Raw genomic sequence first — 15,059 nt, 5'->3', positions numbered from 1 at the left:
CGTCCTCTGGTTTTTCGCAAGCAAGCTCGCTCCTACAGGGGGGCGTTCAATTATTGGATTTGCTGCCGATCATCCAGAGGAGGCCGCTGGATTTTGCCCGCTCATGACACAACCCCAACACCGTCCGGCGTTCGTCATTATTCATCCGGCTCCAACCGGTGATCTCCGCCACCGTACGCTGACACCCTGTGCAGATGTCATCGTCGTCCAGCGCACAGATATTCACGCAGGGCGAGCGGACCGGGCGTTCGGGCGTGGTCATTTTTCCTGCTCGGCCAGATCACGGGCATAGCGCTGGGAGTTGTGCACATAGTGGGCGGCACTGGCTTCGAGCATGTTTTTCTGCTGCTCAGTCAATTCGCGCACCACTTTACCCGGCGAGCCCATGACCAGCGAACCGTCCGGAATCTCCTTACCCTCGCCGATCAGCGAGTTGGCGCCGATGATGCAGTGCTTGCCGATTTTCGCGCCGTTGAGAATCACCGCGTTGATGCCGATCAGGCTGTAATCGCCGACCGTGCAACCGTGGAGCATGGCGTTGTGGCCGATGGTCACGCCGGTGCCGAGGGTCAGCGGGTAGCCCATGTCGGTGTGCATCACCGTGCCATCCTGAACGTTGCTGTTTTTGCCGATCAGGATCAATTCGTTGTCGCCACGCAGCACGGCGTTGAACCAGACGTTGGCGCCCTCTTCCAGTTTGACCTTGCCCACCAGCACGGCATTGGGAGCAACCCAGCTCTGCGGATGGGTGTCGACGCGGGCGTCGCCCAGGCGGTATTTCATCTTTTAATCCTCACGAATCAGGCAGCCTCGGCTTCACGCCAAACGAACGATGGCTCAGATATTGATAAAACTCTTGGGAGGCTGATGCAGGCTGATTTTCGCGTCGTATAGCAGGTTGATCAACTCGACAATCATGATCGCCGTCAGGCCCCAGATCTTGTATTCGCCGTAACGATAACTCGGCACGTACCAGCTGCGGCCCTGGTAATCGATGCGATGGGTATGTTCGCGCGGGTCCTTGCGGAAGAATTCCAGCGGCACGCTGAACACGGCGGCGATCTCGGCATCATTGGCCCGATACTCGACGAAATCCGGGATCACGCCGACATAAGGTGTGACCTTGATCCCGTGCAGGGAGATCAGTGGGCTCAGCGGGCCGATTACTTCGACCAGCCCCGGTGGCAGGCCGATTTCTTCTTCGGCCTCGCGCAGCGCCGTAAAAATCAGGTCCGGGTCTTCGGGGTCGCGCCGACCGCCGGGGAAGGCGACTTCGCCGCCGTGTGTCGAGAGCCCACTGGCGCGCAGGGTCAGAACCAGTTCCGGTTCATCACTGCGAGTGATAGGCACCAGGACCGCGGCCTCAGGGAAACGCGTGTCGGTTTCCAGTGTGCGTGGGGTGTGGTTGCTTACTCGATGCAGTAGCTCGTCCAGCATGAGTCTTCTCGATTTATTCGCTACCTCGCATCATGCACCAATCACACCGACCGCCCAAGCCCCGAACAGCCGTGTGTCGCGAAACGACAACTTGCCGACTGGCACCGTCGCACGCCAAGATAGGCGCAGCATTCAGGAACCCAAGCATGAAATTTTGCAGTCAGTGTGGCAAACCGGTCACCCAGCGTATTCCCGAAGGCGATTCGCGCCTGCGTTTTGTCTGTGAAAGCTGTCAGACGATTCACTATCAGAACCCCAATATCGTCGCCGGCTGCGTGGCGACCTGGGGCTCGAAAGTGTTGCTGTGCCGTCGCGCCATCGAGCCTCGGCTCGGTTACTGGACCCTGCCGGCCGGCTTCATGGAGAACGGCGAAACCATCGAGCAGGCGGCCGTTCGCGAGACGGCTGAAGAAGCTTGCGCGCGGGTGCGCAACCTGAGCATCTATACGCTGATCGACGTGCCGCACATCAGTCAGGTGCATGTGTTCTTCCGTGCCGAACTGGCGGACCTGGATTTTTCCGCCGGTCCCGAGAGCCTGCAGGTGGCACTTTTCGATGAAGCCGACATCCCGTGGTCGGAGCTGGCTTTCCGCACGGTGGGCCGTACCTTAGAATGCTTCTTCGCTGACCGGCGAACCGAGGTCTACCCTGTGCGGTCCGAGTCGATTCCACCGCTGGCCCAGCCTGCCATCACCTGAAAAAGCATCCATGATTACATCCATAATTAAGATAGTCGCGACACCTCTAGGGATATCGTTTTAATGCGCTGGTTGCTTGCCCTGTTCTGCTTGTCGTTCGTTGTCGTGTCCCAGGCGTCCACCGTGGTCACTCTGGACGGCAAACCCATCGAAAAAGTGCTGGTACTCAAATCAGCCCATCAACTGCAGTTGATCGCCGAAGGCAAACCGCTGCGCACTTATCGTATTTCCCTGGGCAAGCAGCCCAAGGGCGCGAAGCTGATGGAAGGCGACAAGCGTACGCCCGAAGGTTTTTACTGGGTGGATTGGCGCAAGGTCAGTGACCGCTTCAACCTGGCGATGCACATTTCCTATCCGAACGTCAGCGACTCCGCACGCGCACGGCGCGAGGGCGTCGAGCCCGGCGGCATGATCATGATTCACGGCACTCCGGACACCTATGACTACCCGGAGAACCTGTTCCACACCCTGGACTGGACCGACGGCTGCATCGCCATGCGTAACATGGACATGCGCGAAGTGTGGGGGTTGGTGCCGGACGGGACGATGATCGAGATTCGCCCGTAACTCTAGAGGGTTGGCGCCTGATGAGCCGCCATCGCTGGCGATGATTCCCTCACAGGCAATAAAAAACCCGCTGACGAATCAGCGGGTTTTTTCATTTCAGCAGCCTGGAAGATCAAAAATCCTCCAGCCGCCATACCTCATAAGCCGGCGTTTCATACGGGTGGCTGAGTTTTAACGCAGCCATGACGGCCACCATTAATTCATCCGCCACCACCAGCTCAACCTTCCATTCCTCAACCTGCTCGACCTGCCCTGCTTCGCCAATGAACGGCTGACTGCCATCCAGTGGACGAAACTGACCCAGGCCCAATACCTGCCACGAACACTGATCATAAGCGCCGATTCGCCCGCCACCGGCAGCGAACACAGCGCTTTTGACCAACTCGACATGGCTGGCCGGAACAAAAAAGCAAAGCTTATACACGCTGCTTGGTTCACCCGCTTTTAGTTTACCCACACCCGAGCATTACGAAACATACGCATCCACGGCGCGTCTTCATTCCAGTCTTCCGACCGCCACGAATTCTGCACGGCGCGGAACACACGCTCCGGGTGCGGCATCATGATCATGACGCGACCGTCGCGGCTGGTCAGCCCGGTGATCCCGCGCGGCGAGCCGTTCGGGTTCGCCGGGTAGCCTTCGGTGACCTTGCCGTGGTTGTCGACGAAACGCATCGATACGCAACCCGACAGATCGGCTTCGAGCAACGCCTCCTCGCTTTCGAACTCGGCGTAACCTTCACCGTGCGCGATGGCGATCGGCATGCGCGAACCGGCCATGCCCTGCAGGAAGATCGAGTTCGATTCCTGGATCTGCACCATCGCCACGCGAGCTTCGAACTGCTCGGAACGGTTGCGCACGAAGTGCGGCCAGAACTCGCTGCCCGGGATCAGCTCGTGCAGGTTGGACATCATCTGGCAACCGTTGCACACGCCGAGGGTGAAGCTATCGTTACGTTCGAAGAAGCCCTGGAACGCATCGCGGGCACGGCTGTTGAACAGCGCGGACTTGGCCCAGCCTTCGCCGGCACCCAGTACGTCGCCGTAGGAGAAACCGCCGCACGCCACCAGACCTTTGAACTCGTTCAGGTCGACACGGCCGGCCAGAATGTCGCTCATGTGCACGTCGATCGCATTGAAACCGGCGCGATCGAACGCGGCAGCCATTTCCACCTGACCGTTGACGCCCTGCTCACGCAGCACGGCAACCTGTGGGCGGATGCCTTTCTTGATGTAAGGCGCGGCGACGTCCTGGTTGACGTCGAAGCTCAGTTTGACGTTCAGGCCCGGGTTGTCTTCTTCCAGCAGCACGTCGAACTCTTGCTCGGCGCAATCGGCGTTATCACGCAGACGCTGGATCTGGTAGCTGGTTTCAGCCCACTGACGTTGCAGCATACGACGCTGGCCTTCGAACACGGTTTCGCCGTTGAAGGTGATGTTGATCTGGCCGTTGTTGATCGGTTGACCGACCACCGACACGCAGTCACCCAGACCGGCAGCGCTGAACTGCGCGAGGATGTCCGGGGTCGCGTCCTGACGAACCTGGATGACCGCGCCCAGTTCTTCGTTGAACAGGATTGCGGCGATATCGGCCGAGGTTTCCGCCAGACCGTCGAGGTTCAGGCTCAGGCCGCAATGGCCGGCGAAGGCCATCTCCACGGCGCTGGTCAGCAGGCCACCGTCGGAACGGTCGTGGTACGCCAATAGGTGACCGTCGGCGTTGAGGCCCTGGATCACCGCGAAGAAGGCTTTCAGGTCTTCGGCGTCATCGACGTCCGGCGCTTGCGAGCCGAGCTTGCCGTGAACCTGGGCGAGGATGGACGCGCCCATGCGGTTCTGGCCACGACCGAGGTCGATCAGGATCAGGTCGGTGGTGCCCTTGTCCATGCGCAGTTCCGGAGTCAGGGTCTGACGGATGTCAGCCACTGGCGCGAAACCGGTCACGATCAGGGACATTGGCGAGGTGACGGTCTTGTCTTCGCCGTTGTCGTTCCAGCGCGTGGCCATGGACATCGAGTCCTTGCCCACCGGAATGGTGATGCCCAAGTCCGGACACAGCTCCATGCCGACCGCTTTCACCGTGTCGTACAGGCGCGCATCTTCACCCGGATGGCCGGCAGCGGACATCCAGTTCGCCGACAATTTGATGTCGGAAATCTTGTTGATGCGCGACGCGGCGATGTTGGTCAGGGTTTCGCCGATGGCCATACGGCCCGACGCCGGAGCGTCCAGCAGGGCCAGCGGAGTGCGCTCGCCCATGGCCATGGCTTCACCGGTGTAGACGTCGAAGCTGGTAGCGGTGACGGCAACGTCGGCTACCGGAACCTGCCACGGGCCGACCATCTGATCACGGGCCACGAGGCCGGTGATGGTGCGGTCGCCGATGGTGATCAGGAAACTTTTGCTGGCCACGGCCGGGTGATGCAGAACGCGTTCAACGCAGTCGGCAATGTCCAGCGTGCTCGGATCGAAATCGTCGCCCAGTTCGTTTTCACGAACGGCCGAACGGTGCATGCGCGGAGCTTTACCCAGCAGCACTTCGAGCGGCATGTCCACCGGGCTGTTGCCGAAGTGGCTGTCGGTCACCGTCAGCTGCGGCTCTGCGGTAGCTTCGCCGACCACGGCGAACGGGCAGCGCTCGCGTTCGCAGATCGCCTGAAACCGTTCGAAGTCAGCCGGGCCGACCGCCAGAACGTAACGTTCCTGGGATTCGTTACTCCAGATTTCGTGCGGGGCCATGCCCGGCTCGTCGTTTGGAATGTTGCGCAATTCGAAACGACCACCGCGGTTGCCATCGTTGACCAGTTCCGGGAAGGCGTTCGACAGACCGCCCGCGCCGACGTCATGGATGAAGCTGATCGGGTTTTTGTCGCCCAGTTGCCAGCAACGGTCGATGACTTCCTGGCAGCGACGTTCCATTTCCGGGTTTTCGCGTTGTACCGAAGCAAAGTCCAGGTCAGCCGAGCTGGTGCCGGTGGCCATGGAGGAAGCTGCGCCGCCGCCCAGACCGATCAACATCGCCGGCCCACCGAGCACGATCAGCTTGGAGCCCACGGTGATTTCGGCTTTCTGTACGTGTTCGGCACGGATGTTACCCATGCCGCCCGCGAGCATGATCGGCTTGTGGTAACCGCGAACTTCTTCACCACGCGGGGTGGTGATCGACTGTTCGAAGGTACGGAAATAACCGGTCAGGGCCGGACGACCGAATTCGTTGTTGAACGCGGCACCACCGAGCGGGCCTTCGATCATGATGTCCAACGCCGTGACAATGCGCTCAGGCTTGCCGTACGGCACTTCCCACGGCTGTTCGAAGCCCGGGATTTGCAGGTTGGATACGGTGAAACCGGTCAGGCCAGCCTTTGGCTTGGCACCACGACCGGTAGCGCCTTCGTCGCGAATCTCGCCACCGGAACCGGTCGACGCGCCCGGGAACGGGGCAATCGCAGTGGGGTGGTTGTGAGTTTCGACTTTCATCAGGATGTGCACGGGTTCCTGCACCGCACCGTACTGGCGGGTTTCAGGGTCCGGGAAGAAGCGGCCGGCAACATTGCCGACGATCACCGAAGCGTTATCCTTATAAGCCGAGAGAACGCCTTCGCTGTGCATCACGTAGGTGTTCTTGATCATGCCGAACAGGCTTTTTTCCTGGCTCTGGCCGTCGATGTCCCAACTGGCGTTGAAAATCTTGTGACGGCAGTGCTCGGAGTTCGCCTGGGCGAACATCATCAGTTCGATGTCGTGCGGGTTGCGCTTCAAGCCAATGAAGGCGTTGACCAAGTAGTCGATTTCGTCTTCGGCCAGGGCCAGGCCCAGCTCGGTGTTGGCTTTTTCCAGCGCAGCGCGGCCGCCACCCAACACGTCGATCGCGGTCAGCGGCTTCGGTTCGGCGTGGCTGAACAGGCCGGCGGCCTGTTCAAGGTTGTCGAGGACGATCTGGGTCATGCGGTCGTGCAAGGCAGCGGCGATCAGTTGCGCATCGCCGTCGCTGAACTGGCCGGCCACGTAGAACGCGATACCGCGCTCCAGGCGCTGGACCTTGCTCAGGCCGCAGTTGCGAGCGATGTCGCTGGCTTTGCTGGACCACGGCGAGATGGTGCCGAAACGCGGCAACACCAGGAACAGGCGACCGGTCGGCTCTTGCACCGGAACGCTTGGACCGTACTTCAGAAGGCGCGCGAGCACCTGCTGTTCGTCGCCGGTCAGGACGCCGGTGACTTCGGCGAAGTGAGCGAATTCAGCATACAGGCCGCTGACAGCCGGGACCTTCTGACTCAGTTGCTCAAGGAGTTTGCTGTGGCGAAAGGCAGAAAGGGCAGGAGCGCCGCGCAGGATCAACATCTTCGGGACAGCCTCGGGAGGGGTGTGCTTTGAGGCCCTGCATTCTAGCCTAAACCGTCCGCGACATCACCCGAAACGGTACGGGCGGCTGTACCCGGGTGTCGAGCCGGGTATTTGCGTAGGAATAAGCCGTTCGCCGACGGTTATTTTTCCGCCCACAAAATGCGGTTAGAGCCCATTCCTGCGGGCTCCAGACGGGTTTTCCGCTCCCTAGCAGACCCGGCCTTCGCTGTCGAGATATGGCGCTCGTGGTCCTTTGCGTATACTGCGCAGATGTTTTCCCCAACGGCTTTGCGTCCGCGGTACGCCAAATGGCTGATCGCAACCGGACTCTTCCTGATGCTCAGTGGCTGTGTTGATAAACCCAACACACTGGAGCGCATAAAGGAGGATGGCGTGCTGCGGGTGGTTACCCGAAACAGCCCCGCCACCTACTTTCAGGACCGCAACGGTGAAACCGGCTTCGAATACGAGCTGGTGAAGCGTTTCGCCGAAGATCTGGGGGTGGAACTGAAGATCGAAACAGCTGACAACCTTGATGACCTGTTCAATCAGGTCGGCAAGCCCAACGGTCCGGTGATCGCCGCGGCTGGTCTGGTCAGCAGCGAGGACCGCAAGAAGCAGGTGCGGTTTTCCCATTCCTACCTCGACGTTACCCCGCAGATCATCTATCGCAACGGCCAGTCGCGGCCGACCGACCCGAAGGATCTGGTGGGCAAGAAAATCATGGTGCTCAAGGGCAGCACCCACGCCGGGCAACTGGCGGAGCTGAAACAGAAATTTCCCGGCATTGAATACGAAGAGTCCGACGCGGTTGAAGTCGTCGATCTGCTGCGCATGGTCGATGAAGGCCAGATTGACCTGACGCTGGTCGACTCCAACGAAGTGGCGATGAACCAGGTCTACTTCAGCAACATCCGGGTCGCCTTTGACTTGGGTGACGCCAGCAATCAGAGCTGGGCGGTGGCCGCCGGTGAAGACAACAGCCTGCTCAACGAGATCAACGCCTACCTCGACAAGGTCAAGAAGAACGGCACCCTGCAACGGCTCAAAGACCGTTATTACGGGCACGTCGATGTCCTCGGCTACATGGGCGCCACCACCTTCGCCCAGCACTTGCAGCAACGACTCCCCAAGTACGAACAACACTTCAAGGCCTATGCCAAGAAAGAACAGGTCGACTGGCGCCTCCTCGCGGCGATCGGTTATCAGGAATCCCTGTGGCAACCTGCGGTCACTTCGAAAACCGGCGTACGCGGCTTGATGATGCTGACCCAAAACACCGCACAGGCCATGGGCGTGTCCAATCGCCTGGACCCCAAGCAAAGCATCATGGGCGGTGCCAAGTACTTGGCATACATGAAGGATCAGCTGGATGAATCGATCCAGGAACCGGATCGCACCTGGTTCGCATTGGCGGCTTACAACGTCGGCAGCGGTCACCTGGATGACGCGCGCAAACTGGCGGCCAAGGAAGGGTTGAACCCGGACAAGTGGCTGGACGTAAAGAAGATCCTGCCGCGCCTGTCGCAGAAACAGTGGTACAGCAAAACCCGCTACGGCTACGCCCGTGGCGGCGAGCCGGTGCATTTCGTGGCGAACATCCGGCGCTATTACGACATCCTCACCTGGGTGACGCAACCGCAGCTCGAGGGCAATCAGGTCGCCGAAGGCAATCTGCATGTGCCGGGCGTCGACAAGACCAAGCCGAATCAGGAAACCCCGCAGCTTTAAGGTCACCCCAAATCAATGGCGGGAGCGGGCTTGCTCGCGAATGCGGTGTATCAGTCGACTTCAACTTTGACTGACACGACGCCTTCGCGAGCAAGCCCGCTCCCACATTATGGTTTTGTGATCGGCTTAGGCTTTTGCGGCTGCCAGGATCAGTGCCTTCATCTCGGCCACCGCCGACTTGAACCCGACGAACAACGCATGCGCCACCAGCGCATGGCCGATGTTCAGTTCGTTGATGCCCTTGATCGCCGCGACGGCTTCAACGTTGTGATAGTGCAAACCATGGCCGGCATTGACGATCAGGCCTTGCGCCAGGCCGAACGCCACGCCATCCGCCACACGCTTCAACTCTTCAGCCACGTCTGTCGGTGTTTCAGCATCGGCATAACGGCCGGTGTGCAATTCAATCGCCGGTGCGCCAACACGGCGGGACGCTTCGATCTGGCGTTCGTCCGCATCGATGAACAATGACACTTCGCAACCGATCTTCGCCAGACGATCCACCGCAGCCTTGATCCGCGCTTCCTGCCCCGCCACGTCCAACCCACCTTCGGTGGTCAGTTCCTGACGGGTTTCCGGGACCAGGCAAATGTGTGCCGGACGAATGCGCTCGGCGAACGCCATCATCTCTTCGGTGACGCCCATTTCGAAGTTCATGCGGGTTTGCAGCACATCCTTGAGCACCAACACGTCGCGCTCCTGAATGTGCCGACGGTCTTCACGCAAATGCACGGTGATGCCGTCAGCGCCCGCCTCTTCCGCGTCCAGTGCTGCCTTGACCGGATCTGGATAGCGCGTGCCCCGGGCCTGACGCAGGGTGGCAACGTGGTCGATGTTCACGCCAAGAAAAATGCGATTGCTGGTGGTCACGGAAGCGCTCCTGAAATTGGGAAAGTTCGGCGCACAGCATACACGGGGATTTTATGGCTTTCGAAACAACTCTCGGGAAACCAGCGGTCGACCGCCCAAGTGAACAGCCAGCGCCTGGCGCATCAAACGTTTGGCGGCGGACAAAGCGCCGGGAGCTGTCCAATCGGCGTCGGCCATGGCCAGCAGTTCGGTGCCGTTGAACAGACCGGGTTGCAGCAGATAGACCTGCTCCAGACCGGCATCGACTTGCAAACGGTAGAGGCCGCTTGGCGCGATGGGCTCGCCGTGGATGTCAGTGTTCAGCGCAAAGCCGTAACCGAGATCGTCCAACAGTCGCCATTCGAAGGAACGCAACAGCGGTTCCAGCGGACGGCCCTCGGCAAGCGCTAATAATGTCGCGGCATAGTGATCGAACACGCCGGGATGAGGGTCTTCCGCGGGCAACAGGCGAATCAGCAGTTCATTGAGGTAGAGCCCACTGAAAAGCGCCTCACCGACGAGCCATGTCGAGGTGCCCGCACTTTCCATGCGCCCTACATTCTTCAACTCGCCGCGCCCGCGGAACTCGACTTCCAGCGGCACAAACGGCCGAGCCAACGTCCCCGCCTTGCCCCGCGCACTGCGCAACACCGCCCGCAGCCGACCTTGCGGCGTGAGGAAATCCACCAGGGCGCTGGTTTCGCGGTAGGCGCGGGAGTGGAGGACGTAGGCGGGTTGCCCGACTGGAGAGGTTTGCGACATGAACGTCAGGATTCTCAATGGCGGAATGCAATATAACAAACTACCTAAAACCAATGTGGGAGCGGGCTTGCTCGCGAATGCGGTGTATCAGTCAAAATTGATGTCGACTGATACACCCCTTTCGCGAGCAAGCCCGCTCCCATATTTGGATCGATCTGCTGCCGGATGAACTACAAGTCGCCGTAACCCAGCGAACGCAGCGCTCGCTCGTCGTCGGACCAGCCGCCTTTCACTTTCACCCACAGGTTGAGCATGATCTTGGAGTCGAACAGCAACTCCATGTCCTTGCGGGCCTCGGTGCCGATGCGCTTGATGCGCTCGCCCTTGTCGCCAATGATGATTTTCTTCTGCCCGTCACGCTCGACGAGGATCAAGGCATGGATGTGCAGGGTTTTGCCCTGCTGCTTGAACTCTTCGATTTCCACGGTGATCTGGTACGGCAGCTCGGCGCCCATCTGGCGCATGATTTTCTCGCGCACCAGTTCAGCGGCGAGGAAACGGCTGCTACGGTCGGTGATCTGGTCTTCCGGGAAGAAGTGATCATTCTCCGGCAGGTAACCGGCAATCACCCGCTCCAGTGCTTCGAGGTTGTGCCCGTGCTGGGCCGAGATCGGCATGATCTGCGCGTTTGGCAACTGTTCCTGCAACCAGCTCAGGTGCGGCATCAGCTCGGCTTTGTCTTCGATGCGGTCGGTCTTGTTCAGCGCCACAATCAGCGGACCGGTCACGTACTGGACGCGCTCAAGGACCATTTGGTCTTCGTCGGTCCACTTGGTGCGGTCAACCACGAAAATCACCACGTCGACGTCTTTCAACGCCGCCGAAGCGGTCTTGTTCATGTAGCGGTTCAAGGCCTTTTCGCCGCCCTTGTGCATGCCCGGAGTGTCGACGTAGATCGCCTGGACGGCGCCTTCGGTCTTGATGCCCAGCATGTTGTGGCGGGTGGTCTGAGGCTTGCGCGAAGTGATCGCGAGCTTCTGACCGAGGATGTGGTTCAACAACGTGGATTTGCCCACGTTGGGACGGCCGACGATGGCAACATAGCCACAGCGTGTTGCGGTTGTATCAGTCATTGCCATTCTCCACACCCAGGGCAATCAGTGCTGCGGCGGCCGCTACCTGTTCGGCAATACGACGACTCACACCCTGACCTCGGCTTTTTTCGTTCAGTAAGGTGATTTCACATTCGACGAAGAACGTCCGGCAATGCGGCTCACCCTGGATATCCACCACTTCGTAACGCGGCAGCTCACACCCACGCGATTGCAGGAATTCCTGCAGGCGGGTTTTTGGATCTTTGTTGGTGTCGACCAGCGTCAGGCCTTCGAACTCACCGGCCAGCCAGGCCAACACGCGCTCGCGCGCCATGTCCATGCCAGCGTCCAGGTAGATCGCACCAATCAGCGCTTCCAGCGCATCGGCCAGAATCGATTCACGACGGAAGCCGCCGCTTTTCAATTCGCCGGAACCCAGGCGCAAGTAGTCGCCCAGATCGAAACCACGGGCCAGCACGGCCAGGGTCTCACCTTTCACCAGGCGTGCGCGCAAACGCGACAACTGGCCTTCGCGAGCCAGCGGGAAGCGATCGAACAGCGCCTCGCCAGCAACGAAGTTGAGGATGGCATCACCGAGGAATTCCAGACGTTCGTTATTGCGCCCGGCAAAGCTGCGGTGAGTCAGGGCCAGAACCATCAGTTCCTGATCCTTGAAGGTGTAGCCGAGCTGACGCTCTAGACGGCTTAAGGAAACGCTCACGGTTTACCCACGCTGAGTTCGTGGCTAGGTTCCACCGCCATCACCGTGGTGCGGTGCAGGCTTGGGACAATTAACGCTGTGTTCAAAAATTACGTCCTGAATATCTGTGTTTTCATGCGTCCGGTGCCGATTGTGCCGGCTCCAGAAACGCATTCGGCGCTGTGTTCAACAGCGCCGTGTGTGATTACTTGATCAGGCCAACCCGCGCGAAATTCGGCAGGTGACTGAGTTTGGGTTCCGGCCAGCTCATCCAGACTGCGAAGGCTTTGCCGACGATATTCTTGTCGGGAACCATGCCCAGCAGATCCTTGGGAATGGTCGGATCATCCCAATAGCGACTGTCGTTGGAGTTGTCGCGGTTGTCGCCCATCATGAAGTAGTGCCCGGCCGGCACGGTCCACGTATGGTCCGGCGTTGCGCGATAGCGGCTCATTTCCTTGCGGATCAAGTGCTCGGCAGCGCCGAGTTTTTCCTTGTAGAGCTCGGCGCTGCCCAGCGTGCCCGGCTCGGAGCCGACCAGTTGCTCGGCGATCGACTCACCGTTGACGAACAGACGCTTGTCGGCGGTGTAACGAATCTGGTCACCCGGCAGGCCCACTACACGCTTGATGTAGTTGACGTTTGGATCGCTCGGGTAGCGGAACACCATGACGTCGCCGCGCTGCGGATCACCCACCTCGATGACTTTCTTGTCGATCACCGGCAGGCGGATCCCGTAAGAAAATTTGTTCACCAGAATGAAGTCGCCAACATCCAGGGTCGGTTTCATCGAGCCGGAAGGAATCTGGAACGGTTCCACCAGGAACGAACGCAGCACCAGTACGATGAACAACACCGGGAAGAACGACTTGCCGTATTCGACCAGCAACGGCTCTTTGTTCAGTTTCTCGACCACCACGACATCAGGCTGGCTGACGCTGCCCTGATAGGAAGCAATGGCTGAACGCCGACGCGGCGCCAGGAAAACCAGATCGAGCAACGCCAACAGGCCGCAGACGAACACGGCGATGACCAGCAACAGCGGGAAATTTAGTGACATAGGACCTAACTATCCAACCTGAGCACTGCAAGGAAGGCTTCTTGTGGAATTTCCACGTTGCCGACTTGCTTCATGCGTTTTTTACCGGCCTTTTGCTTTTCCAACAGCTTGCGCTTGCGGCTAACGTCACCGCCGTAGCATTTGGCCAATACGTTCTTTCTGAGTGCCTTGACAGAGGTCCGTGCAATGATCTGCCCGCCAATGGCGGCCTGGATCGCGACGTCGAACATCTGGCGCGGAATCAGTTCTTTCATCTTCTCGGTCAACTGGCGACCTTTGTAGTGCGCGTTTTCCTTGTGCACGATCAGCGCAAGGGCGTCGACCTTATCGCCGTTGATCAGCACGTCCAGTTTCACCAGATTAGCCGATTGATAACGGTCGAAATGGTAATCCAGCGAAGCATAGCCGCGGCTGGTGGACTTCAGACGATCGAAGAAGTCCAGCACCACTTCGTTCATCGGCAGATCGTAGGTCACCTGGACCTGCGAACCGAGGAACAGCATGTCGTGCTGCACGCCACGCTTCTCGATGCACAGGGTGATCACGTTACCCAAGTGTTCTTGCGGCACAAGAATGTTCGCCCGCACGATCGGTTCGCGCATGTCTTCAATCGAAGACAGGTCTGGAAGCTTCGACGGGTTGTCGACGTAAATCGTTTCACCGGTTTTCAGCAACAGTTCGAAAATTACCGTCGGCGCCGTGGTGATCAGGTCCAGGTCATACTCGCGCTCCAGGCGCTCCTGGATGATTTCCATGTGCAGCATGCCGAGGAAGCCGCAACGGAAGCCGAAGCCCAACGCGTCGGAGCTTTCGGGTGTGTACTGCAGCGACGAGTCGTTGAGCGTGAGCTTTTGCAGGGCTTCACGAAAATCTTCGAAGTCGTCGGAGCTGACCGGGAACAGACCGGCGTATACCTGCGGCTGGATGCGTTTGAAACCTGGCAGCACGTCAACGTCGGGTGTCGAGCTCAAGGTCAGGGTGTCACCAACCGGTGCACCGTGAATGTCCTTGATACCGGCGATGATGAAGCCTACTTCGCCAGCCTTCAGATCAACGGTGGCGGTGTGCTTCGGGTTAAACACACCGACGCTGTCCACCAAGTGGATCTTGCCGGTGGACTTGACCAGGATCTTGTCGCCCTTTTTCACGCGACCGTGGCGTACACGCACCAGGGAAACAACGCCCAGGTAGTTGTCGAACCAGGAGTCGATGATCAGCGCTTGCAGCGGATCTTCATAGTTGCCGGTTGGTGCAGGAATGGTCTTCACCAGGCGTTCGAGCACTTCATCGACGCCCAGACCGGTCTTGGCACTGCACTCGACAGCGTCGGTAGCGTCAATGCCGATGATTTTTTCGATTTCTTCTTTGACCCGGTCCGGATCGGCCTGTGGCAGGTCGATCTTGTTCAGGACCGGCATCACTTCCAGGCCCTGCTCGATCGCCGTATAGCAGTTGGCAACCGATTGCGCTTCTACGCCCTGACCGGCATCGACCACCAGCAGCGCACCTTCACAGGCCGCCAGCGACCGGCTGACTTCATAGGTGAAGTCAACGTGGCCGGGGGTGTCAATGAAGTTCAGTTGATACTTGATGCCATCGCGAGCGGTGTAATACAGGGTGACGCTGTGGGCCTTGATGGTGATCCCGCGTTCACGCTCCAGGTCCATGGAGTCCAGCACCTGGGCTTCCATTTCGCGCTCGGCAAGGCCGCCGCACATCTGGATGAAACGGTCGGCCAGCGTCGACTTGCCATGGTCAATGTGGGCGATGATGGAGAAATTGCGGATATGACTCAAATCACTCACGGATCAACACTCAAAAAGGCTGCAGGCATAGCCCGCCGAAAAATAGCCGGGAATTGTACCTGATCCACGGCG

Annotated in this window: 14 protein-coding genes; 3 read left to right on the top strand and 11 right to left on the bottom strand. The window is 59.4% G+C overall.

Annotated features, from left to right (window positions below; genetic code table 11):
• Nucleotides 1-46 precede the first annotated feature (46 nt).
• From ACYZT4_RS26260 to ACYZT4_RS26250, 3 genes are read right to left on the bottom strand one after another with little or no spacing between them, the layout of a single operon-like run.
• Entirely contained in the window at nucleotides 47-262 is a 216-nt protein-coding gene (locus ACYZT4_RS26260; RefSeq protein WP_461983923.1) for a DUF1289 domain-containing protein, read from the bottom strand.
• Nucleotides 259-783 (bottom strand): gamma carbonic anhydrase family protein, encoded by a 525-nt coding sequence (locus ACYZT4_RS26255; RefSeq protein ID WP_461983921.1) that lies wholly within the window; start codon nucleotides 781-783, stop codon nucleotides 259-261. The genes ACYZT4_RS26260 and ACYZT4_RS26255 overlap by 4 nt, the downstream gene beginning before the upstream one ends.
• A gap of 54 nt (nucleotides 784-837) precedes the next feature.
• Nucleotides 838-1,437, bottom strand: a complete 600-nt coding sequence (locus tag ACYZT4_RS26250; protein WP_461983919.1) for a CoA pyrophosphatase — start codon at nucleotides 1,435-1,437, stop codon at nucleotides 838-840.
• A gap of 146 nt (nucleotides 1,438-1,583) precedes the next feature.
• Here ACYZT4_RS26250 and ACYZT4_RS26245 point away from each other — a divergent pair, with 146 nt between their 5' ends.
• Both ACYZT4_RS26245 and ACYZT4_RS26240 read left to right on the top strand, forming a co-directional pair.
• Nucleotides 1,584-2,135, top strand: a complete 552-nt coding sequence (locus ACYZT4_RS26245) for an NUDIX hydrolase (protein WP_461983917.1) — start codon at nucleotides 1,584-1,586, stop codon at nucleotides 2,133-2,135.
• 63 nt (nucleotides 2,136-2,198) lie between these two features.
• Entirely contained in the window at nucleotides 2,199-2,702 is a 504-nt protein-coding gene (locus ACYZT4_RS26240; RefSeq protein WP_461983916.1) for a L,D-transpeptidase family protein, read from the top strand.
• 112 nt (nucleotides 2,703-2,814) lie between these two features.
• Here the strand turns inward: ACYZT4_RS26240 and ACYZT4_RS26235 are convergent, their stop codons facing one another.
• Complete coding sequence (locus tag ACYZT4_RS26235) at nucleotides 2,815-3,126, bottom strand: NGG1p interacting factor NIF3 (protein ID WP_461983914.1); 312 nt, start codon at nucleotides 3,124-3,126, stop codon at nucleotides 2,815-2,817.
• A 20-nt stretch (nucleotides 3,127-3,146) separates the two neighbouring features.
• A complete protein-coding gene (gene purL / locus ACYZT4_RS26230; RefSeq protein ID WP_461983912.1) occupies nucleotides 3,147-7,043 on the bottom strand; it encodes a phosphoribosylformylglycinamidine synthase in 3,897 nt (1,298 codons plus the stop codon).
• 273 nt (nucleotides 7,044-7,316) lie between these two features.
• Between purL and mltF the strand changes: the two genes are divergently transcribed.
• Nucleotides 7,317-8,777, top strand: a complete 1,461-nt coding sequence (mltF, locus tag ACYZT4_RS26225) for a membrane-bound lytic murein transglycosylase MltF (RefSeq protein ID WP_461983910.1) — start codon at nucleotides 7,317-7,319, stop codon at nucleotides 8,775-8,777.
• A gap of 126 nt (nucleotides 8,778-8,903) precedes the next feature.
• Here the strand turns inward: mltF and pdxJ are convergent, their stop codons facing one another.
• The 6 genes from pdxJ to lepA all read right to left on the bottom strand — a co-directional run bounded on the left by pdxJ (nucleotide 8,904) and on the right by lepA (nucleotide 14,987).
• A complete protein-coding gene (gene pdxJ, locus ACYZT4_RS26220) occupies nucleotides 8,904-9,647 on the bottom strand; it encodes a pyridoxine 5'-phosphate synthase (RefSeq protein WP_461983908.1) in 744 nt (247 codons plus the stop codon).
• A 51-nt stretch (nucleotides 9,648-9,698) separates the two neighbouring features.
• On the bottom strand, nucleotides 9,699-10,388 hold the full coding sequence (recO, locus tag ACYZT4_RS26215; RefSeq protein ID WP_461983907.1) for a DNA repair protein RecO: 690 nt from the start codon (nucleotides 10,386-10,388) through the stop codon (nucleotides 9,699-9,701).
• A 170-nt stretch (nucleotides 10,389-10,558) separates the two neighbouring features.
• Nucleotides 10,559-11,461 carry a GTPase Era gene (era, locus tag ACYZT4_RS26210; protein ID WP_461983906.1) on the bottom strand — a complete coding sequence of 301 codons (903 nt, stop codon included), beginning with the start codon at nucleotides 11,459-11,461 and terminating at the stop codon, nucleotides 10,559-10,561.
• A complete protein-coding gene (rnc, locus tag ACYZT4_RS26205; RefSeq protein WP_027924885.1) occupies nucleotides 11,454-12,143 on the bottom strand; it encodes a ribonuclease III in 690 nt (229 codons plus the stop codon). The genes era and rnc overlap by 8 nt, the downstream gene beginning before the upstream one ends.
• Nucleotides 12,144-12,327: 184 nt before the next feature.
• Nucleotides 12,328-13,182, bottom strand: a complete 855-nt coding sequence (gene lepB, locus ACYZT4_RS26200) for a signal peptidase I (RefSeq protein ID WP_461983904.1) — start codon at nucleotides 13,180-13,182, stop codon at nucleotides 12,328-12,330.
• Between the two features lie 5 nt (nucleotides 13,183-13,187).
• Nucleotides 13,188-14,987 carry a translation elongation factor 4 gene (lepA, locus tag ACYZT4_RS26195; protein ID WP_461983903.1) on the bottom strand — a complete coding sequence of 600 codons (1,800 nt, stop codon included), beginning with the start codon at nucleotides 14,985-14,987 and terminating at the stop codon, nucleotides 13,188-13,190.
• Nucleotides 14,988-15,059: the final 72 nt, after the last annotated feature.

The organism is Pseudomonas sp. GB2N2 (assembly GCF_054897705.1).
This window is presented reverse-complemented; position numbering and strand designations above follow the sequence as displayed.

Excerpts from the sequence above, each read along its gene's own strand:
- ACYZT4_RS26245 (WP_461983917.1), top strand. The coding sequence starts at position 1,584 with ATGAAATTTTGCAGTCAGTGTGGCAAACCGGTCACCCAGCGTATTCCC.
- mltF (WP_461983910.1), top strand. The coding sequence starts at position 7,317 with ATGTTTTCCCCAACGGCTTTGCGTCCGCGGTACGCCAAATGGCTGATC.
- recO (WP_461983907.1), bottom strand. The coding sequence starts at position 10,388 with ATGTCGCAAACCTCTCCAGTCGGGCAACCCGCCTACGTCCTCCACTCC.
- ACYZT4_RS26250 (WP_461983919.1), bottom strand. The coding sequence starts at position 1,437 with ATGCTGGACGAGCTACTGCATCGAGTAAGCAACCACACCCCACGCACA.
- era (WP_461983906.1), bottom strand. The coding sequence starts at position 11,461 with ATGACTGATACAACCGCAACACGCTGTGGCTATGTTGCCATCGTCGGC.
- ACYZT4_RS26260 (WP_461983923.1), bottom strand. The coding sequence starts at position 262 with ATGACCACGCCCGAACGCCCGGTCCGCTCGCCCTGCGTGAATATCTGT.
- lepB (WP_461983904.1), bottom strand. The coding sequence starts at position 13,182 with ATGTCACTAAATTTCCCGCTGTTGCTGGTCATCGCCGTGTTCGTCTGC.
- purL (WP_461983912.1), bottom strand. The coding sequence starts at position 7,043 with ATGTTGATCCTGCGCGGCGCTCCTGCCCTTTCTGCCTTTCGCCACAGC.
- ACYZT4_RS26255 (WP_461983921.1), bottom strand. The coding sequence starts at position 783 with ATGAAATACCGCCTGGGCGACGCCCGCGTCGACACCCATCCGCAGAGC.
- ACYZT4_RS26240 (WP_461983916.1), top strand. The coding sequence starts at position 2,199 with ATGCGCTGGTTGCTTGCCCTGTTCTGCTTGTCGTTCGTTGTCGTGTCC.